We start from the raw sequence: 25,017 nt of genomic DNA, 5'->3' as shown, positions 1-25,017 counted from the left end.
ATGACAGATCTAAACAAATGGGAACCAGAAAATGAGCAGTTCTGGCAAACCAGTGGCAAATCAATTGCTCGAAGAAATCTGTGGATTTCTATACCCAGCTTATTATGTGGCTTTGCCGTTTGGCTTTATTGGGGCATTCTGACCGTTCAAATGATGAATGCTGGTTTTGACTTTACTTCTGACGAACTATTTACTTTGACAGCGATTGCTGGTTTGTCAGGGGCAACCTTACGAATTCCTAGTAGTTTTTTTATTCGTTTTTGTGGTGGTCGAAACACTATCTTTTTTACAACATCATTATTGATTATCCCGGCATTTTTTACTGGGGTCGCGCTACAAAACCCGGATACACCATTATGGCAATACCAGTTACTAGCATTATTATCAGGTTTTGGCGGTGGTAACTTTGCTTCTTCGATGTCTAACATCAGTTTCTTCTTCCCTAAAAGCCAACAAGGGTTAGCATTAGGCTTAAATGCAGGGTTGGGTAACTTTGGTGTTACTTCAATGCAAATACTTATCCCATTATTTATGACCTATGGTGTCTTTGGAGCATTTGGCGGCGATCCTGTGACGTTAGTCAGTCCATCAGGTAGTTTGATTGGTAAGGTGCCTGCTGGTTCAGAGACTTGGATCCAGAATGGCGGTTACTTGTGGTTGCTCATATTAGTGCCACTATTTTTTGCGACTTGGTTTGGTATGAACAATATTCGAACTAAAGAAGTATCACCTGATGTTGGTTCTCCACTAAGCGCTATCGCTATGATTAGCGTTATGTTAAGCATAGGCTTAGTGATTGCTGCAGCAGGCCTATGGTTAATATTGCCCGAAGCGGCAAATGGCTCTGGATGGGGTATCCCCAAAGAATTAGTCTTAGTGTTAGTCGTGGCATCAACGGTATTTTGTTTAAAAATGCTACCAGGAGCAATAGGTGATAGCCTATCAAAGCAATACCAAATCTTTAATAACAAACATACTTGGGTTATGAGCGTTATCTACACTATGACATTTGGTTCATTCATTGGTTTCTCTGCTGCATTTCCATTAGCCATTAAAGTGATTTTTGGTTTTCAACATGTACTGGTTGATGGTCAAATGACACACGATACAGTTAACCCTAATGGTCCAAGTGCACTAATGTATGCTTGGATGGCACCATTTATTGGAGCCCTAATTCGCCCCGTTGGTGGTTGGATTGCAGATAAACTGGGTGGAGCTTTTGTTACTCAATTGTGCTCAGCAGTAATGGTGATTTCAAGCTTTGGTGCTGCTTATTACATGGAGCAGGCATATAATTCTGCAACTCCAGAAGAGTTTTTTATGCCGTTCTTCATCATCTTTTTAGTTCTGTTCGCTGCTACCGGAATTGGTAATGGCTCTACTTTTAGAACGATAGCAATGGTATTTCCAAAAGAACAAGCGGGTCCAGTATTAGGTTGGACTTCGGCTGTTGCTGCTTATGGCGCATTTTATATTCCTATGGTTTTTGGCCAGCAAATAAAAGCAGGTACACCTGATGTAGCCCTAATTGGCTTTGCCATATTTTATGCCGTTTGTTTACTTGTTAATTGGTGGTTTTATCTTCGTAAAGATGGAGAGTTTTACAATCCATAAATAATAGTTTGCCCCAGGCTTACTTCAATAGTGAGCCTGTAACCATATCGATTCAAAAGTTGTCTAGATAAAGAGTATTAATATGAGTGCATTAAAAGAATTAATTACCATGGCTGGCTATCAAGGTGAACCGGTAAAATTGTTATTTTTGTTCGCTAAAGCGGATTATGAGCAATTGGACAATGGTGAAAATAAAGGCCATATGATGCCTGTTATGTGTGTTGACAAATCCCCTACTGAACTCACTACTTTCACTGAGTTATGTAATGAAGCAGATAATATAAACACTGATTGGGAATTTATTTTTGTCACTAGCATGCTGGCAGATGTTGACAAAGAAGCATTAGATAATGGGTTAAAACGAATGGCAAGTGATATTGAAAATGGCGAAAATACGGCTATGTATGTTGTATTAGACAGAAAAGAAAATGTCATCCAAATGATGCGCAGTTGACCTGTATTTATCGACATTTTTACTAAAGGATTCCCACCTTATGTTAGGTCGGGTTTATCTAAACTAATCAATAATCTAGTCGGATAATTTTCTGTTAGGCAATCTCAAATTAGCGCTAATTAGCCGACTAAAAAAGTGAAGTTGTAGGTAGTAACTGAAAATTGCCGTTGCCTGCCGGGCTGAGACTAACATGGTTTATAACCCTGAAATCTCGACGTTGGCAACTATGCCCGCAATGATAGGCCTTGAGTAACACTCATTTTATCTCTCAACATAAAAAATATGCAAAGATAAACCCGCTCTAGCCTGCATTGATGATAAATTACTGGCAGATTGTAGAAGTTCACCCCGATTAATCACTAAAAGATGTTGCACAGAACACTCATACCATCGGTTTTATCATTATTTTGCTGCGGCATAATGTGCCAATGTCAAAAATAAATCTGCTATATCTTCTTGCTTCAAAGTTTCGTCAATCGTAGGAAAAAAAATACTCTCACTCTTTATATTGATCGCTTTCAACAAACTTTCTAACTCATCAAAAAAAGTGATTAAGTCAGTTACCTGTTGCTTCACATTCATTTGAGCTCCTTCATAATTTGATTGAATTAACAGGAGTATTTGCTCAAACTCTTTATTAATGTGTTCAATTAATATTCTGCAGTGTTGAAACTCTAATTGTAATGAATACGTTGGGTAAGTCTCAAACAGTGGACTATTTCTATCTTCAAATAGTGGCAATAAAACTTTTTCTTCCCAATTAATGTAAAATGATATGTCCTTTTTTACGTGATTAAAGACATGTTGTGCCTTGACGATATTTGTTGTTAGTAAGCATTTGGCATAAAAAATCATTAACAGTTGTTTGTCGTGAGTAGCAGAAAAATAATTAGTCACTAATCCATGCATTACGGTACTCCTTTAACAATCCGGGCATTATGCTGTTTGGCTGAAGAGATAGATAACAACCACCAAGGTCACAAACCAAAAGCCACTCACTAACTTCCAGAAAAAAAGACTATTAGATTGTTTTACTTCAGGTTGAGGCTTTAGAAAATTGGGATTAGGTTGAGTTAAATCGGTCATGAATTCGGAAACAGTATTATAACGTTCACTCAAATCAAACTTGACCCCTTTCTCTAATGCCTTATCAAACCATATTGGTATAACTGGATTGATATCGGATGCTGTTATGTACCTTAGTTTGTCGTAATCTCGCATGCTTTTACAATCTTCAACCTGTTTACCATAAGGCAAACAGGCTGTGAATATTTCATAACATAAGGTTGATAAACTATAAATATCACCCTGGACGCCAGGATTTTTACCTTGTAGATAGTTTGGGTCAGAATAACTCGCTGTACCTAACACGCCTTGAAATTCAATAGGACTGTAAAGTTCTGCGATACCTGCAACAAATACCGAACCAAAATCGACAATTTTGACTAAATCTTGGTCCATAATCATGATGTTCGCAGGTCTTAGATCTTGATGAACAGCATCCTGTTGATGAAATGCTTCGAGTGCCGAGGCGATCTTTTTTACTATCTGAATAGCCCTTTTAGGTGAAACAGGATAATGCTGCTCGAGCCATTTATCTAAACTTTCTCCTGGAAGCCATTCCATAAGGTAATACAACCCCGTTCTTGGCCTATGATGCTGAATAATCTTGACCACATACTCTGAATCAATACGACTACCAACCCACTGCTCTCTGATAAACCGATCAATATAATGAATGTCATCAATAAAATTCTTGGAGGGAACTTTCATTGCAAATTGTTCATGAGTCTCTTCGTCTTCAACAAGATATAAATGACTTCTGCTCGACGAAAAGACTTCCTTTATTACGCGGTATCCATCAAGTTTCATACCCGATTTTAAAATTGGGGGAAAAGGTAAACGCGTTAACTCCAGATTTAAATCATCTATATGTTGCTCAGGTAGCGATCTCAAATGCAATAAAAGGCAACTCATGTTGTCATCACTATTACCATTGACTGATGCCGAAATGAGTTGTTTGCAAATCTCAGACATGGGTATAGGTTGATTGATCAGCCTGAGTAATTCATCTTCAACGATAAAATCATGTATACCGTCTGTGCAAAGCAAAAATCGATCATCTTGTTGTAAATTGAATCGACTAAAATCAATATGCAGTTTATTGTCCATCCCAACCGCGCGAGTAAGAAAGGTTTTACCTTTTTCAATACTTGCAAAATGGTCCTGTGTTAACTGAGTTAATTTATTATCTCTAATAAGATAAATTCTGCTATCACCAACATGGAAAAAATAGCCGCTATGGCCTTTTAAGACTAAAGTGCTTAGTGTTGTGAGATAGCCTTTATGATCATTTTTATATTGATGACTTTTACGAAACAAACGCAAATTTATTGCGGAGAGAACTTGTTCGCCGCTCTTACTCACTGACCACATGTCCGGTGTTTGGTAATATTCAACTAAAAATCGTTCTACCGCAATTTGACTCGCTTCACGCCCTGCTTCAGCAGAGCTTACACCATCTGCAACAACAAAAGTGTAACCTTTAACTTGTTGTAAATACGGGTCATGAGGTAATAGAAAATCTGCGGCATCTTCGTTTATGCTTTTTATACCAGCATCTGTTTTATAGGCTACATCTATGTCAAACCCACGCATAGGCATAATAAACCTTCCAAGTAGATTTATTGAGTTAATGACAACAATAACCGACTTATTAGACTATCGATATGGTACAAAACAAGATCTACGATATATAAGCAAAACCTTTCAATTCAGATCTACCTACCCCAACCTATTATAAGCACATGTAATTATCATTAATAACAGAGACATAAATTCAGGAACACCTAAAAGTAGGTAACTAATACAACAAGAATTTATTTCAGTAGGATATTAAAGAGTAGTTTGATCATTTACCGATTAACTTGGTTAAACTCTATAAAACAAGTTAGAAAGTGAGTGGTCATGGCTGTTCTTCAATCTAAAGCTTGGCAAGCATTATTATTTGCGACATTGGCCTTTGCAGCTAACTTTTCTGTGTGGACACTGTATGCTGCCGTTGTAATCCCTTTTGCAGACCAACTCGGGTTTTCACTCACTCAGTTAGGTATATTGTTAGCATCACCAATGCTTACAGGGGCATTAAGTCGAATCCCAGCAGGTCTATTAGTTAATCAATTTAATACTAAAAATTTATTCTGTTTACAAATGCTGTTGTGCATACCTCCATTGCTATTATTACCTTTAGCTGATGATTACAATAGCTTGCTGATTATTGGTTTTTGGATTGGATTGAGCGGAAGTTCATTTACCTTCGGTATTAATTATATTAATGATTTTTTCCCTAGTAAAAACCAAGGCACAACAATGGGTATATTTGGTGTTGGTAATGCGGGAGCCGCTATCAATTTAGTGTTTGCGCCAATAATAATTGAACTTTGGGGGTGGTCCTATTTGGGGCCTGTATATGCCATCGGATTAATTATTATTACAAGTCTATTTTTTTGGTTTGCCCCAAACTCTACAGTAAAAAAACAACCCATTTCAGTTAATCTCAATATGCAATTCAATCATTTGTTTGAAACAATAAAAAACCTACATGTATGGGCTTTGGGGTTATACTACTATTTTGTATTTGGCTCCTTTCTGGCGTTATTAATGTGGTTACCTTATTACTACATGCATGCCTACCAATTAAATATTATGCGAGCTATGGCCTTTACTTTATTTTTTGTCGCTACATCATCCGTTGTTAGAGCTCTCGGCGGTTGGTTTGCAGACAAATATGGTGGAAGAACTGTTAATTGGAGCGTGTTCTGGGTCTGTTTAGTCTGCTTATTCTTTTTAAGCTATCCACCAACCACTATGACAATTCACGGTGTCCATCAAGACGTTAATTTAACTATTTCAATCAATGTATGGCTGTTTACGGCCCTACTATTCATTATCGGTGTCGCTCAAGGATTTGGGCGAGCCAGCGTATTTAAAGTTATTCACGATCAATATCCCAAAAATACAGGTGGTGTCGGTGGTGTTGTTGCGGCAATTGGTGCTTTGGGCGGTTGTACGTTACCCATTCTCTTTGGTATATCCGTGGATATTATAGGTATTTATAGTGCAAGTTTTATGGTGTTGTATGGTGTTTTAGCTCTGTGCATGATGGCGATGTATTTGGCAATCCAAGCAGAAGAACACCAAAAAAGAATTGTTGAAGCAAAAAGATATAATTTCCTAGAGGATGATAATTTATGAATCAGATAATTAATGATGGTGATTTGCCCTTAGTTTATTCATGTTCTGGTTGCTCTAATGTTGCACAATTAGCCAATGATTTAGCAATCGAACTTACTGTTTTGGGCATTGCAGAAATGTCTTGTATTTCCGGTGTAGGAGGACATGTAAGGCCTTTGGTTAAATTGGCTAAATCAGGTAGGCCTATCATCGCAATCGATGGTTGCCCATTAAGTTGTGTTGCATCATGCTTAAATCAACACAATATCAAAGCGACACATCATTTTGAGTTAACTAACACTATGAACTTACAAAAGCGTCAATATAACCAATGCACAAAAACCGACTTGCAAAGTGCTTTGGCAATGATCATCTCAAAAATAGGTGATTAATTATAAAATAAATATGCATTTGGATATTTTAAGTCAATTAAACTATATATTTATCATATTTAAAACCATCAAAACCCCTAAAAAGAGCATTTTAAATATCACACACAAAATGCTCTATTCCACCTGTTTTTCTTAGCAACCTTTAAAAGGTTTTGAATTTATTTCGTCTATAATTTGACTAAAATAGCGAACAGTTATTTTCATCCATCACAGATCTATTCCTTTAAAGTTAACTTTCACCAAATACCAAATAACACATACTCACTTGTGGATACAATATCAGTAACACCAACAGCTCAACATTATATCAAAATAAAAATAGTGAGTAGTTTATTTTTAAGGCTAAAGTAATGCTTTTGAATTAAATGACATACATCAACTTTTTTATTATTTAGTCAGCCAGAATACCTTATCACTGCATGATTGGAGTTTAATATGGCTACTGAAAAATTTAACCTTTTTGCTTTCAAAGACAAGATGAAAATTTTGCATCTTAGTTGGATGGCATTTTTTATAACCTTTTTTGTTTGGTTTAACTTCGCCCCCATGTTAATGGCAGTTAAAGAGTCGCTTGGATTAACTACGGATCAAATTAAAACGTTATTAATTTTGAATGTTGCCTTAACAATCCCCGCACGCGTGATTATTGGGATGTTGACGGACAAATATGGTCCCAAAATTGTTTATTCTGCCTTACTGATCTTTTGCTCAATTCCTTGTTTCATGTTTGCGTTAGCTGATGATTTTATCCAAGCCGCAATAGCTAGATTCTTACTAGGTTTTATAGGTGCAGGGTTTGTCATTGGTATTAGAATGGTATCCGAATGGTTTCCGCATAACGAACTGGGAACAGCTGAAGGGATTTATGGAGGTTGGGGGAACTTTGGTTCTGCTGCAGCAGCATTTACTTTACCGTCCATCGCACTGTTATTTGGCGGTGATGATGGTTGGCGTTATGCTATTGGAATTACAGGTATAATTAGTTTTTTATTTGGTTTTATATATTATTTTAATGTCACAAATACACCAAAAGGCTCTACTTATTTCCGTCCTAAAAATTCATCCGCAATGGAGGTTACTTCAGTTGGTGATTTTTATTTATTACTACTAATGAAAATCCCTATGTATGCCGCATTGTCACTACTCACCTGGAAACTATCTCCATATGGCGTAAATCTGCTGAGTCACCTTATCACTTACTTCATTTATAGTGGTTTATTTGTGCTTTATTTATTTGAAGTTTATAAAGTATGGAACGTTAACAAACATATTTTTAGAGAAAAAGTACCTGAAATACATAGATACAGTTTCAAACAAGTCGCCGTTCTCGATATTCTCTATTTTACGAATTTTGGTTCTGAGCTTGCTGTTGTTTCCATGTTACCATTGTTTTTTTCAGACATTTTTTCATTGGATCCCGTTTTAGCTGGACTGGTTGCAGGTGCGTATGCATTTATGAACCTTATGTCTCGACCTGCAGGTGGATTTATTTCAGACAGATTTGGCAGAAAATCAACACTATTAATTCTGACAGCTGGATTAGCTGTGGGTTATTTCCTGATGGGCCAAGTCGATAGTGGTTGGCCACTGTGGTTAGCTGTTGTGACAGCGATGGGTTGCTCTTTCTTTGTTCAATCTGGTGAGGGAGCTGTATTTGCTGTTGTACCATTAATTAAAAGAAGACTTACAGGGCAAATCGCTGGTATGACCGGTGCTTATGGGAATGTTGGAGCAGTAACCTTTTTGACCGTATTATCTTTCGTTGATTATAAATCGTTCTTTTTAATTATCTCAGCGACTGCTTTAGTGGGTTTTATTACGCTATTTTTTATGGAAGAACCTCGCGGCCAAATCGCTGAAATCAAGGAGGATGGAACCGTAGAATTAATCAATGTTTCTCATAAAGGTTAATTTTTATAAGCCACGAACACTATGGTGTTTGTGGCTTTCATAAACCTTAATATAGTTCAACGCCTTATAATCTTTAATTTAGAGGGTTTGGGTTAAATAAGTGCTTTTACCCTAGCTAATTGAGACTGGAACAGCAAACTGCAATTATGGGTGACAACTTGGCTTTCAATGTCACCTCGTAGTATGAGTTTGCAGGCTTCATCTGCTTCAAAATTATATCCTAGCGTTTGCCGTTTATCTGTAAAGCTATCGACAAGATCTTCAAGATGATACAAATGGCATTGTGATGCTCTAAATGCATCAGGAATAACAATATAACCTTTATCGCCGATTAAATAAGCGTTGTTACTTAATCGACATTGAAACGATGTGGCTAAACTAACCATAACGTCATCACTTTTACCAATGATAATAACATCGTCTTCAACACCGGTTTCACACACGTTAGCTTGCACGTAGAGGTTGTTGATGTCTGATGTTAAAAAGTAATCGGCTATGGCTAACGGGTAAATCCCCATGTCTAATAAGCAGCCACCTGCAAGTTGCGGGTTATATTCTCTGCCCTGTGCGTTAAAGGGAATAGGATAACCAAAATCAACTTTGACATGTTTTAGCTGGCCGATCCGCCCTTCGTCTAACCATAATTTTGCCTGCTGTATAGCCGGTAAAAAATAGGTCCACATCGCCTCCATTAGTAACAGACCTTTGCTTTTGGCTAATGTGGTTAATATTTGGCATTCATCCAGAGTGACTGTCATCGGCTTTTCACACAACACGTGTTTTCCTGCCATTAATGCAGCATAAGTTTGCTTAAAATGAAAATTATGCGGTGTTGCAATATAAACAATGTCCACTTTTGGGTCGTCAAATAATGTTTGGTAGCCTTGATAGGCTTTTTCGATCTGGTGTTGTTCTGCAAACCTGTCTGCATCGGCTTGCTTACGCGCGGCGACTGCATACAAATGACTGTGAGTAGAGTGAACTAAATCTTGGCAAAATAACGCTGCTATTCGACCTGCGCTGACTATTCCCCAATTTAACTGCGTCATTTTAATTTCCTTATTATGTTTTATACAACTGAAACTAGGCTAAAGCCATTATCAACTATGTAGAACACCTGATAATACAGACTGTGTCAATCAAAGCTTGTCAGAGGAAATGGGTTTACTGAACAGATACCCTTGAAGACCATCGCAGCCCATGGTTTTTAATAATTCATGTTGTTCTGTGTACTCTACCCCTTCGGCAATGGTACTTAAGCCTAGATTAAGTGCGAGTTGCACTATTGTACGGGCAATGGCTGCATCTTTTGGATTGTTGACGATGCCGTCAACAAATGATTTATCAATTTTCAGGGTATCAATAGGAAAGTTTTTTAAATAATTTAAAGAAGAATACCCGGTCCCAAAATCATCAATAGCAAGCTTTACACCTAACTTTTTAAGTTTGTTTAATAAAACAATTGCATCATCCACATTGTCAATAATTGCCGACTCGGTTATTTCAAGCTCGAGTAAGTGTGGTGGTAAACTTGTTTGCTCAAGTGCTGTTTTAACATGATCAAAAATGCTAGCGTGATTAAATTGTAACGCTGATAAGTTAACCGCCATTCGAGTAAAGTGTTGATGAGATACGCTTAATGTTTTAGCCTGTTTACACGCTTCAAGTAATGCCCATTCACCTATCGCAATAATTAAACCACTTGTTTCTGCAATATGAATAAAATCATATGGGGATAACATTCCTTTCGTTGGGTGTTCCCATCGCATTAATGCCTCATAACCCACAACGTCACCATGAGATGAGGATATTTGAGGTTGATAATATAATTTGAGTTGGTCGCCTAATGCTAACGCCTCTCTCAGCTCTGCTTCTATTTGCAGCCTGTGCATTAATGACTGATGCATTTCATGAGAAAAAAGCTGATAACCGTTCTTACCATTATTTTTAACTTCATACATTGCAGTGTCGGCATGTTGTAGCAATATGTCACCGGTCACACCATCGTCAGGGTAAAAAGAAATACCCACACTTGCTGAGATAAATGTTTTTTTACCCATTACAAAATATGGTTTTGCCAACTCATTAATAAGTCGCTGGGCCACATTGGCGACACAGTCAAAAGACTCAAGCTCGGTCAGTAATAAGGTAAATTCATCTCCACCTAGTCTGGCTATATGGCTATTTTCATATTCTGCGTTTTCACAGTTAATGGCCATCAAATCTGTTTGCCGTATTGTGGTTTTAATGCGATTTGCGGCTTCACACAACAGTTCATCGCCTGCTTTGTGTCCTAATGTATCGTTTATGCGCTTAAAATGGTCTAAATCTATAAAAAGTAGTGCTAATTTGTTTGCACGTCTTTTTGCGACAGCAATGGCTGTATCTAACCTATCTAAAAAGTTACGCCGGTTTGGTAGATCGGTTAATGTATCATAATAGGCATAGTAGGTTATTTCTTGTTCAGATTTTTTACGGGTAGAAATATCGTGTAAAGTGCCATTTAATATTGGTTGGCCAAAGTCTTCTGATATATCGGTTCGATCATGCAACGTAATGATCTCACCATTTTCGCGTAAAATACGGTATTCAATGTCATAACCTTGCCTTGTTTTAAGGGCGTGGGTTACAGTTTGAGATAACATTTGTCGATCATCTGGGTGAACAATTTCTATCAAATTGCTAAAGGTCAGTTCACGTTCTTTAGGTTGCATGCCTAACATGCGATACACTTCGTCTGAACAATCAAGGGTTTTATTGTTAAAGTCCCATTCCCAAGAACCTAAATGAGCAATACTTTGCGCTTTAGCAAGTTTGTTTTTACTTTTAGTTAGCTCTTTAATGGTTTTATTGGCTTTTAGTACGTAGTGGATACGGTGACTGAGTAAAGGCCACTTTACTGGTTTGGTCATAAAATCTGTAGCGCCAACATCAAAAGCCTTTTGAATATCTTGAGGTTGATCCAGAGCGGTAACCATAATAATGGCTACATTTTCACCTTCAGGTAATGCGCGAATAGCTGAGCAGCAGGCAAAACCATCCATTTTATCCATAGAGACATCTAGCAAAATTAAATCAGGTAAATACTGAGTAAAAAGTGCTATAGCTTCTTCTCCAGAGCTAGCTTCAATAATGTTGGTCATCGATGGATGTAAAGCACGGCGCATTAAAATGCGAATAACAGGATCGTCATCAACAATTAAAACAATCTCTCCTTGAACATGTTTTGTCATTAAACAAGCTCCTGTATTTTACGCTGTAATGCATGTTCAGTTTGCTCAAAAACATGGTTCAATGGACCTGTTAATTTACTAAGATCGCTCAGTTGATTTTTACGTGCTGAATGCTCAATTTGATTGGCTAACGATTGCATTTTAGCGGCTCCGACATTGGCAGAGCTCGATTTCAATGAATGAGATGCTTTAAAAACCTGCTCAGCATTTTGAACGGTTATTCCATTAGTAATTTCTGTCAATAATTCTGGAGTACTTTTTAGGTACATTTCAACAATGGTTTTAACCAGTTCATTGGTATTTTCAGTTGATATTTGCATGATGTCATTTAGCGGGCCTTCAATGAAAATAGGGGGTTCGTTATCTTGCGAAATAACAGGTTCAATAAGGCTAGTATCAGAGACAAATACCCACTTGTTTAAACATTCACTGATATTTTGCCTGGTAAAGGGTTTCAGAAGTGTGTCTTTTGCCCCAGCATCTCGAAAACGGCGTTTAACATTAGGTTGTATATCGGCTGTAAGCGCAATGATAGGCGTTGTTGCATTAACACTATTAGGCCCAAGCTTAACGATTGCTTGTGTGGCTTCTATACCATCGGCAACAGGCATGTGATAATCCATAAAGATGATGTCGAATTTTTTTTCACCAGCAAGTTTTATCGCTTCTTTACCGTTGTCTACAATTTCACAATCATGCCCTAATGATGCTAATAGACTTTTAATAACCAGCTGATTTACCACATTGTCTTCTGCAACCAACACCATGGTTTTACGGTATATGACATTATTAGTATTGTGATGCATGACAGGCACATTGTTTACATTAGCCAGTGTTTTATCAATTGGGACTAATGGGATACTGAACCAAAATGTACTGCCTTGGCTAATGGTGCTATTTACGCCATATTTTCCATTCATCAACATAATAAGTTGTTGGCATATGGCTAAACCTAGCCCGGTACCACCATATTCGCGTGTTATCGAATTATCAGCTTGAGTAAACGGGGTAAATATAGACTCCAGTTTATCGTTTGAAATACCAATTCCAGTATCATTAACGGTAAATTTTATTGTTGTATCTGAACCTTCAACATGTTCACTCACCTCAATGTTTATCGTTCCTTTGTGAGTGAACTTAATCGCGTTTGATACCAGATTATTAATAATTTGACGGATCCTAACAGGGTCGCCTAAAAAATGTTGGTGACTTAAAGAAGAGATATTAATACTAAAAAGTAACTGTTTTTTTTCAGCGACGATTTGATGAGCTTGACACGCTGAGCGAACTAAATCCTCCAGCTTAAACTCCCGTATGTCTAGATCGAGCTTATTGGCATCTATTTTAGAAAAGTCTAGCACTTCATTAAGCAGCACGAGTAGCGTTTGTGCAGACTCATTTATCATGTCTACGGTGTTTGATACATCACTATGTAAATCATAAGACTTAAGCAAATCAGAAAAACCTATAATTCCATTCAAAGGTGTTCTTATTTCATGACTCATTACCGCTAAAAATTCTGATTTTGCAAGATTGGCACTCTTGGCCATTTCTAGTGTTTGTTGTAACTCGAATGTACGCTCATTGACACGATTTTCAAGCTCTTGATTAATCCGTTCAAGTTGTCGCCCTCGAGTATCTACCTCGGATATCATGGCATTAAAGCTCTCAGCTAATTGTGCAAATTCATCGTGAGAATCAATACTGACACGTTGGGTATAATCTTTGTTATGAGATATACCTTCAATAACATTTACTAGTGTATTCATTGGTTTAGTGAATAATGACTGCAACCAAAACATCACTAACAAACTTGCCAAAAAGGCTGAAATACTGGCCATGATAACCAGGACTAAATAATCTTCTAATTGCTTTGACAGTGTGTTCATGTTGTCAGTGATATGCAATATGCCAACGAGCTCACCGTCTGAAACCAAGGGGGTATAGGAGTGAACCCCATTATTATTAAAGGTAGTTTGCTTTTTATGGCTAACAAGACTCTCAGTAACATGCTCAGGGTTTCGAGTCACTTCGCTTATTTGTGGATTTAAGTAAGATGCAAAAATAGTATTGGTGGGGTCATATATATCTGCATTAACAATATCGGGTTGAGCAACCAATGCAGATAAGGTTTTTTGTGCCGAATAAGGATCTTTAAATATAACGGCGGTTAGACTATTACTTGCGATAACATCACTTAATACGGTTAAATTTTGTTCGGCCTTTTGTTGAGTGATAACGTATTGTTGTTTAATTAGCGAAGTAGAAATAATGGTTATTACAATGATTGCAATGGTCATCATTGAAACAATCAATTTAGTGCGAATGGAAAATATATTGATTTTTTTCATCGTTTTACCTCAAGCGCGAGTTTTAACACTTGAGAACTAATGTTTAGTCCCGATTTTTCTAACACTTGTGTGTTTACTTTAAAGTATAAACGTTGATCTTGTTCGACAATTTCAATCATGCCACCTTGCGCTGTAAACCCAGAAATATCAGACACAGTTAAAATAGGCTTATCGTCAACGGCTAAAAATAACCGACGCGTTAATTCACGGTAATTTGAATCAATAAATATCACATCACATTGTTCAACTTGATTAGTTTCAGTCAATTCTATGGGTAAAATAAATTGGTTCTCGATTTGCTTTTTAGACAGCGACATAAAGCTGTCGCGATATTGCTTACCAAAAAAACATATCTTCCAAGCTGACTGCTGCGCAACCCGGGGTTGTGGCCAATGTGTGAATTTAGCAAAGTTATAGGTGAAAGCCGCTTTCAACGATAAAGCGTCTTCTGCCATAGATGAACCTGAAAACAGGACAAATATAACCATTAACCTATAGATAAATTGCTTATAAAAAGTCACTTTTTTCATCGTAATTTAAAAATCAACGCTGACTTTAACAAAATAACTAGGGCCAACACTATAAGGCAGTAAAATGCTTTCGGCTTCATATTCTAGGTGGGCTGGGTAAAATAAGTTTTTACCGTAAGCCGATAACATAATATCGGGCGACACAGCCCAATTTAGCGCAATATCAACCCCTTTATAACTATCGATGGTTTTGTAACGAGTTCCTTCACCCGTGAGCGATTCTGTACTGTCAATAAAGCGCCAAACAACATTAACCCCCAGCGTTGTCAATGGTTGCCAATCAATAATGCTTGATACCATTTGCTCAGGGGCTTTAGTGTTTTGACCAAGCACATCATCGAATTCATTGCGAATATAGCTGTAGTTAATGCGCATTTGCAGCAAATCAGTAACAGCCCACATTGACGATAGCTCTGCACCATAGTTATATCCATCGTACTGGTTTTCAAAATAGGTATATTGGCTGACATAATCTGGATATGTACTAAAGTCGGTGATCCCTTCAGATGTACTACGTAATTTGTTATAATCGTTAAAGAACATCGCGACATCAAAAGACAAGGTGTTCATTGGCATGAAGCGATAACCCATTTCATATGAAATAATCTCTTCAGACTCATAATCCTCACTGCCTACCACAAAGACTTTAACTAAAGGCGATACCTCACTTGGTGCGATATTGACGGCGTTGACTGAAGTATTATTCTCAACTCTTGCTGGGGTTCTTAATGCCCTACCAACCGATCCCCATAGATTGTTTTGGTTATCAATCTGCCACATTAGCCGAACATTGGGCTGGATTTCAAACCCCGTATAATCATTGTGCTCAAAACGAGATGCAAAGGTAAGCCATAACTGGTCATCAACTATTGAAATTTCGTCACTAATAAATGCACTCCATAATTGAGTACTAGTTGAAGGTGACTCTGAGCTGGTTAAAATCGTCGATGAAGTTAAATCATCTTGAATAACGCGGTATCCTAAGCCCCAGAGGATATTATGGTCAGTGCCAAATAAAAATTGATGTTGAAAATCAATATCAAAGGTATTGGTTTTTAACTGATACAGTTCCTCTTCTCTATCGGCATAATCAAAATAGGCTTGCAGGCTGTATTCTGAGGTTGCAGTTAACGCTTTTGTGTATTTAGATAACAGATTCACACCTTCGCTTTTAAGCTCTTCATGATAAAAATCACGATAAGCAGGCCCCTCTACAGATGCAACATTTGATGCCTGCTCCATATTTGCCGTATAGGCGTCACTACTTAATGTAAAACTGGTGTCGGCTTCGAGCTGCACATCTATACGCCCACCCATTTGCAGGTGATTCCAGCTATTGTCTTTACTCACCGAGGCGGCAGATTCAACCAGATTACTATCTAAGTCTTGTGACTGATGCGCTAAGGAATCTCTTTGATTTGCTTTGATATAAACTCTTGATGTTGCACTGTCTGATAAGTGCGAACCATAACGAGTACCTGCAAAACCTTGTTCATAATCACCCACACCAAGTTCAGCATAACCACCTAGCGTATCAGCACTGTGCTTGGTAATGATGTTAATTACACCGTTAACTGCGTTCGCGCCCCATAGTGCAGCACTTGGGCCTCGAATCACCTCAATACGTTCAATATCGGCCATTAGGGTGTCTTGCACTTCCCAATATACGCCTGAAAATGCGGGGGAATATAATGTTCGGCCGTCCATCATCACTAACAATTTATTATTATAACGGCCATTAAAACCACGGCTACTGACTGCCCATTTTTGTGAGTCTAATTGGGCGACATGAAGCCCTGGTACATCCCGTAAAGCTTGAGGAATCGATGTTGCACCAGAATGACGGATAGCTTCATTTGTGATCACATATATCGCGGCGGGTGAATTTGATAAGGGCTGTTTTTGCTTTGAAACCGATGTAACCTCGACGCTCATCAATTCTTGTAAACTAAGATCTAATGAATCTGACTCATTTGCTATAAGTGGCAAGCTGGTAAACGCAGTTACGATTGCAGAGTAAGAAAATAAATTCAACTTCACCATGTTAACAAAGCCCTCAAATGTTATGCACAACTTACGAAACATTAATTCCATTTAAGACAAATTTACACGAACAAATAATAAAAGTATGCCATATTGATTGGATTTTTATAAAATTTTAATTTAGTGTTTATTTATTATATTCAGAGATAAAGTGAGATTAAGCAAGACGGATAATTGCGGGGATAGTTGTTGCAAGAATAGCTATTGTGGACCTAGTTATTGTGGACCTAATTCTTATCGGCATACGTTGATGTGAATGTAGTTGTTGTGGGCATTTCAGCCCTACATCAACGTTTTTACGCGGCATAAAATAATGTTATAAACCATGTTAACCAGCAAGAATGATCACATTCTTGCGTTGATTGGTATTAACCTCAACCCGACGGGCAGAGGCTTTTTGTAGTTTATGCTGCCCACAAATTTATTAATTTAGGGGGCTAAACGGTGCTTATATTCGATTTTCTGACAAAATAGAGTATGACTTATCAACAAAGTGAACACGTCAAACATAATCCGTTATACAATGTAGATTATTGTAATCTTTGCACAAACAATCTGAGCAAATAATATACAAACAACCCACCCTCGGACGGTCAAATAATAACCAACTAAAGTTGTCTTTGTTTATTATTAGACTGAGGATAAAATCTTAATGTTTTCCCCACTGACAATTTATCTCTATCGCTCATGTTATTCCAGCTGATAATTTGTTCAACACTGACTTTATATACTCTGGCAATACTCCAGAGCGTATCACCATACTGTACAGTGTGAGCAACTTTAGCGCCGGTATTAGTGGTAACTGCAATAGCTTTGCTATTAACTTTGGATACCGAAGGTTTATTGGCAGTTTGTTTTGCCGCAGACTGCGTTGCAGCACGTTCTACATCTAAAATAACTTGTGAAGCTGTGTGAGGCATATACAAAATATCGCCGGCAATAATTTTATCACCTTGAATGTCATTCATGGCTTTGATTTTTTCAACGCTGGTTTGGTGGCGCTGAGCAATCACAGTAATATTGTCACCATTTTGGATAAGATATTTATACCATTTTAGCCTTTCGTTAATATCGGTAGCGGCGAGTGCTTGTTTAAATTTATGAGCCTTACTCACAGGCACAACTAATTGATGGGGACCTTGTGGTGACGTAGCCCAACGATTAAAACCGGGGTTTAACTTTTGCAAACGCTTAACAGGGATCTTGGCTAACTTAGCTGCAACAGCCAAGTCAATTTGACTACCAACATCAATCACTTCAACCAACGGTTTATTGGGGATGGAATGTAAGGTAATACCATAACTCTCTGCGTTTTTAACTACATCGGCAATCGCTAATAATTGTGGCACATATTGTTTGGTTTCTGTGGGTAAAGGCAATGACCAAAAATCAGTTCCTAGTCCCTTTTCTTCGTTGTACCGTATTGCTTCTCTTAATCTGCCCTCACCTGCGTTATAAGCAGCAAGCGCATAAAGCCAATTGTCGGTTTTTTTATACAAGTATTCGAGCATATCAAGGGCAGCAGACGTTGCGGCAGGAACATCTTTACGGCCGTCGTACCACCAGTTCATGTCTAATCCAAAATGGCTTGCCATTGGCGAAGTAAATTGCCACAACCCGGATGCGTTGGCACTTGAATAAGCAAGCGGATTAAATGAACTTTCAACAATAGGAAGTAATGCAAGCTCTATGGGCAAATCACGATGCTCAAACTCTTGAACAATTAAATACAAAAATGGCCGAGCACGTTGAGATATTTGCTCTAAGTGCTTAGGGTTATCGATATACCATTGGCGATAACGGTTAACTAAGTGCTGGTCAGGTATGGGCATATCCATAGAAAAGCGGATCCGTTCCCATACATCACCAGACTCTTTGTATTCACGGCGTACTATCGATTTAGGGATCTTGTATTGCGTTGCATTTTGAGCGTTTTTTGCGGGTTTATGTGCTTTTACATCGTTTACTGCTGTAGTTTGACAACCACTTAACAGCATAAATCCCGTTGTTAAAAGGAAGAGTGATGTTTTCAATTATGGGTATTCCTAAACATTGACGCTGGTTGATTGAGTAATGCGTCTAACGCAAAATAGGATTAGTATAATTGAGAATTGTAGGCCTTACTATTAAATTCAATTGCTTGATATTTATGCTCAACGTTGTTAATTACTATCGTGTTAAATGAGCTTATCAGCGGTTTGACTATCAAATTCTGATAAGGTTTTTCTAGCAAGATATCGAAAAGGTAATGCTTTAACCGCTTCTTCAAATGGCATCACAGCAAAAGCCCAAAATAGTGAAGCATCAAAGTACAGTATTAACAATGCACATAGCGGAATAGAAATTAACCATTGCCCGGTAAAATTGATTTTAAACACTGCGGTCGTTTTGCCTAATGCACGCAATATATGACCATGTACTGTGTTATAGCCGCGGATAAACGGCAATAATATATAAAGCGGAGCAATGGCGGAGAGAGCTAAATAGGTTTCAGGGTCTAATCCTGGATAAATATCTGCAATAACAAAACTTAATCCCCAGAATAGCCCACAAGAACATACAGATAACACCACTGCCATAATAATACTTATATCAACATCTTGAGTTAAGTTGTCGAGCTTTTTAGAACCAATCGCCTGGCTAATCGTGATGGCAGAGGCATGCGCCCATGAGGTAATAAATTGTGTACCTCCTCGTATCCAGGGCATTAATAGTGTAATGGCGGCATAGGCATTAATAGACAGCTGCGAATACAATAATTGGTAGACTGTCGCACCAATTGACAACATAGTCACGTTAGCAGCGACTGGAAATATTTCAACGAAATGCAATTTAATATTATTTATGAACAATGCCATTTTACTGTTAAAAGAAAGGTCCAAACCTTGTTTATACTTTAAACATACAGTTAAAAAGACCATTCTTAAGCTAATCGCAATCACACTGCCTATCGCTGCACCAACGACCCCAAGCCCATGCCAATCAAAAACACCATAAATTAATATATAAGATGCGCAAGCATTAATAGGCAATTCAATTAAATAACTTTTAAAGGGTATTTTGCTTTGACCGAGTGCATTAAACATGGCCGTTATCACCTGAGTGATTGCAGTAAATAACACTAAATACTTTGCAACATTAAGATAGGCCGCTATTTCATTATACAGGTTAGCATTATCAGTAAGCCATTGAATAATATCGCCATCTAAAACTGTTAACATCACCCAAAAAAACACAGCAACAAGCATATTGATTAACATGCCAGACCAAAAACTGTTTGCTAATTTTTGGCTATTGCCTGAGCCCACCGCCCGGCTCATAACCAGTTGGGTTCCATTAGCCAGTGCCATCTGAATACCCAAAATAAATGCCACTATGGTTGTGGCTATCCCCATTGCCGCTAATGACACCTCCCCTAACGGGCTAACTAACAGCGTATCAATCATTAACATCGACTGCATTAACAAGGCATTTAATGCCAAAGGCCAACCTAGGGAAATATTGCGTTTAATATAAGCGTTCGATGTTAAAGGTAAAAACACAGTATTTCCTTACACAATAATGACAATAAACACAGTGAGTGAATCACGTCAGTAGGGCCTATTGAAGTCAAGGCGACTTCGGTTCGGTCATTAAAAGACAGGCATTAATGTCAATGCAATTTAGGTTTATCTATTTCCTTACAGCCTTGTAGATTACACATTAAGTAATACAAATGCATCTGATAATATAGTAAAAAACAGTCATGGTAATGTGCTTTTTTGCTCAAAAAGCACAAGGTGGCACACAAGAAAGAAAACAGAAAACTGATTTTAAACGCCAAAGATAGACGGATCAAAAATCAAACAACAACGACTTAAAAAATATAATCCATTAATAAGATAGAAGAAAATACAAACAACACCATCAAACACGACTCATTTTTAAATCGATACATTTAACATAGCCATGTTAAGTCGACAGTAAAATATTACGCATTTATATCGTTGGTCTTTAGGTGTATAGTTGTCATTAAATAGTATTTATAATAAATAGAGATGATTATGATCGGTGATTTTGATTCGATTGCGGGCTCAAAGAGAAGTTTACATGTACAAGTCGCTCGTGAAATTGCGAGAAAGATATTGTCTGGCGAACTTGCTCAAAATTCGGTTATTCCGAGTGAAATCGATCTCTGCGATCAATTTGGTGTCAGTCGCACGGCACTTAGAGAAGCCGTTAAATTGCTCACATCAAAAGGCATGCTTAAATCAAAACCGAAAGTTGGTACTAAAGTGGTTGAGCGAGCCTACTGGAACTTTTTAGACTCGCAACTCATTGAATGGATGGACGGTATTTCTGATAATGACGAATTTTGTTGTCAATTTCTTGGATTACGTATTGCAATAGAACCTGAAGCCTGTGCCCTTGCCGCTCGCCATGCCACCGTAGAGCAACGAATGCAGCTGTCGGAAATCTTTGAAAAAATGTGCGACATTGCCAAAGCTGATGTATTTGATCAAGCAAAGTGGACCTCGGTTGACACCCAGTTTCATAGCTTAATTTTTAATGCCACCGGCAATGTATTTTACCTGCCCTTTGGTAACATCTTAACCACCATGTTTGCTAACTTTATCCATCACACGTCTGAAGATGGCAGCACATGTATTGAAGAACATCGTAAAATTTACAGCGCTATCATGTCTGGAAACAGCGAAAAAGCTCGCGCAGCATCGGCAGCTCACTTACTTACTGTTAAAGATAAATACCCAGCTTAATCATAAAAGTTATAGTCGTGTGTTTTATTAGGACAACAACAGCCTTTAATTGACTAAGTATGACAATGTTGTCGGTATTTTATTAATAGAAACATGTGTTAATACCAAAAATGTTTGCCTTCACGCATGACAACTGTGTGTTCATAATTTGTGTTATACCAATCAGGATAAAATACGTATTCAGAGATTGCGTAGCAAAAATCGCTTAGAATAACGCATAAATTGCAGCGAGCGAGTTGTTCTACCTTCAACATGGCTAACGACGTTATAAGAGATGTTAACCAGTAAGAATGATCACATTATTGTGCTGATTGTTATTAAGTACCAGAGGTTTTATGTTATGCCGCAATCTTTACTGCCTAATATATTGTCATTTATTAACCAGATAGACCCTTTTGATAAAATCGATAAAACAGAGTTAAGGGAGCTTTGCGGTCACGTTAAGATCTGCTACTTAGGCAAAGGCGAAAAAATTAACCTGGCAGAAAAAGATAAAGAGAAGTCGCTTTATATTGTTCGTACAGGTTCAATGGAGCAACGAAAAACCAATGGTGTGCTGCGCGCAAGGCTTGGTGCGGAAGATCTGTTTGGATTTACGTTTTTAGATTCTAACGTCAATGAAGACGAAGGGTATTACGCCACCGCAATTGAAAATACGCTGCTTTATTTAATTCCACACTCCGCACTGCAAACCTTATTTACACAATCACCTCATATTGCTGAGCATTTTGCCTCACAAGCACAAGTAAGGTTAAAGTCTGCTTTAGATGTTGTCTGGTCAAACAAAGAAAAAGGCTTATTTTTACGCCGTGTGGGTGATATTGCCACCGGCCGTATTGCTATTGTTACTGCTGACATGAGCATTAAACAAGTCGCTCATGAAATGCGTAATGTACTAAGAACATCTTGTGCTGTGATTTATAAAGACAATCACATCGTTGGCTTAATTACCGACCGCGATATGACCAAAAGAGTCATCGCAGATGGCGTTTCAGTGGAACGTCCCATCGAAGATGTGATGACCCTCTCGCCACACATTATTAAACCAGACGATCTTGTTTTGCATGCCGCGTCCTTAATGATGCAAAATAATATTCGTAACTTACCTGTGGTTAAAGACAATAAAGTCATTGGTTTATTAACCACGACACACCTGGTGCAAAATCACCGCATGCAAGCCATATTCTTGATTGATAAAATAAAATATGCAGGCAGCACCTCGGTTTTAGCCAGTTTTACCCCTGAACGACAAGCTATATTTGAAGCGTTAGTCGAAGGCAAAGTTGCACCAGAAACCATTGGCAAAGTAATGACCATGATTATGGACGCCTATACTCGGCGATTGATACATATCGCCATTGATAAGTTAGGCCCACCGCCCTGTGATTTTGCATGGATAGTGGCAGGCTCTCATGCGCGAAATGAAGTGCACATGTTATCCGACCAAGACTGTGCTATCGTGCTGGCCGATGATGCCACAGACAACGATAAAATCTACTTTAAACATTTAGCTAACCTGGTTACTCATGGATTAGCCAGCTGCCACTACCCTCTTTGCTCGGGCAATTATATGGGGTCCACGTCAAAGTGGTGCCAACCTGTGTCAATTTGGAAAGCCTATTATAAAAAATGGGTAGCAAACCCAGAATACGAATGCTTACTCAACATTAGTGTTTTTCTTGAAATTCGTACCATATATGGCAATGCAGAGTTTGAAACTGAACTGAGAAATGCACTGCACAGCAACATTAATAATAACCGCGAATTTTTAAGTAGCTTAGTCAAAGACGCCGTAAACACTAATCCCCCTTTAGGGATTTTTAACAAACTGGTACTTGAAAAAACCGGTGAAAACAAAAAAACTCTCGATGTAAAAAAATACGCGATTAACTTAATTATTGATCTTGCCCGTATCTATGGCCTCGCAGTTGAGTGTGATTTATCTGCCACCGATGAGCGTTTTAAAACCGCTAATGAAAAAGGCATACTCAGTGATGACTCATATAAAAATATTATTGGCGCGTATAAATTTATTTTATCGTTTAGGTTTAATCACCAATTAGTGGCTTTAAAACAAGGTGAAGAACCCAATAACAACATTAACCCCGACCATTTTGGTAGCTTTGAGCGTAAACATCTAAAAGATGCGTTTAGAATTATTGCTGACTTGCAAGAGGCGGCAAAAGTCAGGTTTGGGAGCCGTTAATGACATCATTTATTCATTACTTTCATCCCTTAATGCGCATAATGCGTGAACGTCAGCAATTTTTACTCAGTAATAAACTGCCTGACTTTATTCAAGATAACTTACTTGAAACCGTACCCACTCTATATGACACCGCAGAGTCATTTAACTATCTGGTGTTAGACTTTGAAACCACGGGATTAGACGTTGATAATGATTTAATTTTATCGATTGGCTGGGTTGAAATTATTGACTCACAAATTGATCTGGCATCGTGCAAACATCTTTACATTAACTCAAAATTACAAATCAACCCTGTAACAGCGGTAATTAACCATATTACCCCACAAATGCTAAACGAAGGAGATGCTATCCATGATGCAATTAAGGCATTATTTAGTGCATCAAAAAATAAAATTCTTGTAGCACATGGCTGCTTGGTAGAAGCACAATTTTTGCAAAAATACATGTTACGCAATTTTGGCTTATCAAGGTTACCTTTGCTCTGGTTAGACACGCTAAGTATCGAAAAACATATGGCAATGTCAGTCAATAACCCAGACATCGATTTAACACTAGCTGCAACCAGAGAGCGTTATAATTTACCCCAATACAATAGCCACAATGCCTTAGCTGATGCGGTATCGACTGCTGAGTTGTTTTTAGCCCAGCAAAAAAAATTACAACCGCAAAATAAAATGCGCTTTGCACAGCTGTACAAAATGAGTCAGTAAACTGATATAGCACACAATACTTAGGTGAAATAATAGCGATTAATAGCGACAGTGTGTATTGCAGTAACTCATTGATTATTTTGCAATGTATGTCAAACCAACAAAAAATTTACACCCGATAAAAATTAAAAATCAATAATGGTTTACACCTTTGGTATCGAGTAAGTACCAACAGCGTGAGCAATAGGTTCTAACTTACCTTCAGAATATAAAGTCACTTCGCCCACAACCAGTGTAGTCCCTAATTTTAGTAAATTGCATTTTGCAATAACATCCACCTCACTCGATGGCTTATTAAGAAAATTGATAGTTAAATTAGTGGTGACTGCAGACACCAATAAGCCTAGTTCGCCAAAAATAGTGGCATAAAGAGAAGCATCAATCAGTGCCATCATAAAAGGACCCGATACCGTGCCACCTGGCCTTAGATCTCGCTCAGTGACAGAGCGTCGAATAGTAGACTGTCGCGGTGAGATGCTCTCAATAACGATATTTGAATGAGCAAACTCTGTATCAAAAAAGTGCTGGATCTGTTCTATTGTCGCCATTCTACTGCTCTCGTTTTATTTTTATATATAAA

The 25,017-nt window shown here is 38.0% G+C and carries 18 protein-coding genes; 8 read left to right on the top strand and 10 right to left on the bottom strand.

Going from position 1 to position 25,017, the window contains the following annotated elements:
- Together IEW93_RS05440 and IEW93_RS05435 are read left to right on the top strand one after the other, a co-directional pair.
- Positions 1-1,614, top strand: coding sequence for an MFS transporter (locus IEW93_RS05440; protein WP_188737747.1), 1,614 nt, complete (start codon positions 1-3; stop codon positions 1,612-1,614).
- A gap of 82 nt (positions 1,615-1,696) precedes the next feature.
- Entirely contained in the window at positions 1,697-2,068 is a 372-nt protein-coding gene (locus IEW93_RS05435; RefSeq protein ID WP_188737745.1) for a ribonucleotide reductase subunit alpha, read from the top strand.
- A gap of 402 nt (positions 2,069-2,470) precedes the next feature.
- Here IEW93_RS05435 and IEW93_RS05430 read toward each other — a convergent pair whose 3' ends face one another.
- Together IEW93_RS05430 and IEW93_RS05425 are read right to left on the bottom strand one after the other, a co-directional pair.
- Positions 2,471-2,977, bottom strand: coding sequence for a hypothetical protein (locus tag IEW93_RS05430; protein WP_188737744.1), 507 nt, complete (start codon positions 2,975-2,977; stop codon positions 2,471-2,473).
- 27 nt (positions 2,978-3,004) lie between these two features.
- Complete coding sequence (locus IEW93_RS05425; protein WP_229706615.1) at positions 3,005-4,726, bottom strand: bifunctional protein-serine/threonine kinase/phosphatase; 1,722 nt, start codon at positions 4,724-4,726, stop codon at positions 3,005-3,007.
- A gap of 309 nt (positions 4,727-5,035) precedes the next feature.
- Between IEW93_RS05425 and IEW93_RS05420 the strand changes: the two genes are divergently transcribed.
- From IEW93_RS05420 to IEW93_RS05410, 3 genes are all read left to right on the top strand, one after another.
- The gene (locus IEW93_RS05420) at positions 5,036-6,322 is read left to right on the top strand and encodes an MFS transporter (RefSeq protein ID WP_188737740.1); all 1,287 of its coding nucleotides are present in this window, start codon (positions 5,036-5,038) and stop codon (positions 6,320-6,322) included.
- The gene (locus tag IEW93_RS05415) at positions 6,319-6,693 is read left to right on the top strand and encodes a putative zinc-binding protein (protein WP_188737738.1); all 375 of its coding nucleotides are present in this window, start codon (positions 6,319-6,321) and stop codon (positions 6,691-6,693) included. The genes IEW93_RS05420 and IEW93_RS05415 overlap by 4 nt, the downstream gene beginning before the upstream one ends.
- Before the next feature lie 435 nt (positions 6,694-7,128).
- Entirely contained in the window at positions 7,129-8,604 is a 1,476-nt protein-coding gene (locus tag IEW93_RS05410; RefSeq protein WP_188737735.1) for a NarK family nitrate/nitrite MFS transporter, read from the top strand.
- 92 nt (positions 8,605-8,696) lie between these two features.
- On the opposite strand, the gene IEW93_RS05405 is transcribed toward IEW93_RS05410, so the two are convergent.
- The 7 genes from IEW93_RS05405 to IEW93_RS05375 all read right to left on the bottom strand — a co-directional run bounded on the left by IEW93_RS05405 (position 8,697) and on the right by IEW93_RS05375 (position 20,303).
- A complete protein-coding gene (locus tag IEW93_RS05405; RefSeq protein ID WP_188737733.1) occupies positions 8,697-9,653 on the bottom strand; it encodes a Gfo/Idh/MocA family protein in 957 nt (318 codons plus the stop codon).
- A gap of 90 nt (positions 9,654-9,743) precedes the next feature.
- Positions 9,744-11,837 (bottom strand): two-component system response regulator, encoded by a 2,094-nt coding sequence (locus IEW93_RS05400; RefSeq protein WP_188737731.1) that lies wholly within the window; start codon positions 11,835-11,837, stop codon positions 9,744-9,746.
- Positions 11,837-14,188, bottom strand: coding sequence for an ATP-binding protein (locus tag IEW93_RS05395; protein WP_188737729.1), 2,352 nt, complete (start codon positions 14,186-14,188; stop codon positions 11,837-11,839). The genes IEW93_RS05400 and IEW93_RS05395 overlap by 1 nt, the downstream gene beginning before the upstream one ends.
- Positions 14,185-14,643, bottom strand: a complete 459-nt coding sequence (locus IEW93_RS05390; protein ID WP_223417405.1) for a YfiR family protein — start codon at positions 14,641-14,643, stop codon at positions 14,185-14,187. The genes IEW93_RS05395 and IEW93_RS05390 overlap by 4 nt, the downstream gene beginning before the upstream one ends.
- Positions 14,644-14,724: 81 nt before the next feature.
- The gene (locus IEW93_RS05385) at positions 14,725-16,761 is read right to left on the bottom strand and encodes a TonB-dependent receptor plug domain-containing protein (RefSeq protein WP_188737725.1); all 2,037 of its coding nucleotides are present in this window, start codon (positions 16,759-16,761) and stop codon (positions 14,725-14,727) included.
- Positions 16,762-17,369: 608 nt separating this feature from the next.
- Entirely contained in the window at positions 17,370-18,794 is a 1,425-nt protein-coding gene (locus IEW93_RS05380) for a LysM peptidoglycan-binding domain-containing protein (protein WP_188737723.1), read from the bottom strand.
- Between the two features lie 144 nt (positions 18,795-18,938).
- Positions 18,939-20,303 carry an MATE family efflux transporter gene (locus IEW93_RS05375; RefSeq protein WP_223417406.1) on the bottom strand — a complete coding sequence of 455 codons (1,365 nt, stop codon included), beginning with the start codon at positions 20,301-20,303 and terminating at the stop codon, positions 18,939-18,941.
- Between the two features lie 501 nt (positions 20,304-20,804).
- Here IEW93_RS05375 and IEW93_RS05370 point away from each other — a divergent pair.
- The 3 genes from IEW93_RS05370 (at position 20,805) to IEW93_RS05360 (ending at position 24,437) form a co-directional block, all read left to right on the top strand.
- Entirely contained in the window at positions 20,805-21,518 is a 714-nt protein-coding gene (locus tag IEW93_RS05370; RefSeq protein WP_188737721.1) for a FadR/GntR family transcriptional regulator, read from the top strand.
- Positions 21,519-21,858: 340 nt separating this feature from the next.
- Positions 21,859-23,724, top strand: coding sequence for a putative nucleotidyltransferase substrate binding domain-containing protein (locus IEW93_RS05365; RefSeq protein WP_188737719.1), 1,866 nt, complete (start codon positions 21,859-21,861; stop codon positions 23,722-23,724).
- Entirely contained in the window at positions 23,724-24,437 is a 714-nt protein-coding gene (locus tag IEW93_RS05360; RefSeq protein ID WP_188737717.1) for a 3'-5' exonuclease, read from the top strand. The genes IEW93_RS05365 and IEW93_RS05360 overlap by 1 nt, the downstream gene beginning before the upstream one ends.
- Before the next feature lie 143 nt (positions 24,438-24,580).
- Here the strand turns inward: IEW93_RS05360 and IEW93_RS05355 are convergent, their stop codons facing one another.
- Entirely contained in the window at positions 24,581-24,985 is a 405-nt protein-coding gene (locus IEW93_RS05355) for a PaaI family thioesterase (protein ID WP_188737715.1), read from the bottom strand.
- Between the last annotated feature and the right edge of the window lie 32 nt (positions 24,986-25,017).

Origin of the sequence: Shewanella inventionis (assembly GCF_014641855.1) — a bacterium.
GTDB classification, from domain to species: Bacteria; Pseudomonadota; Gammaproteobacteria; order Enterobacterales; family Shewanellaceae; genus Shewanella; species Shewanella inventionis.
The sequence above is the reverse complement of the archived record's forward strand: the minus strand, read 5'-3'. Positions and strand labels throughout refer to the sequence as shown.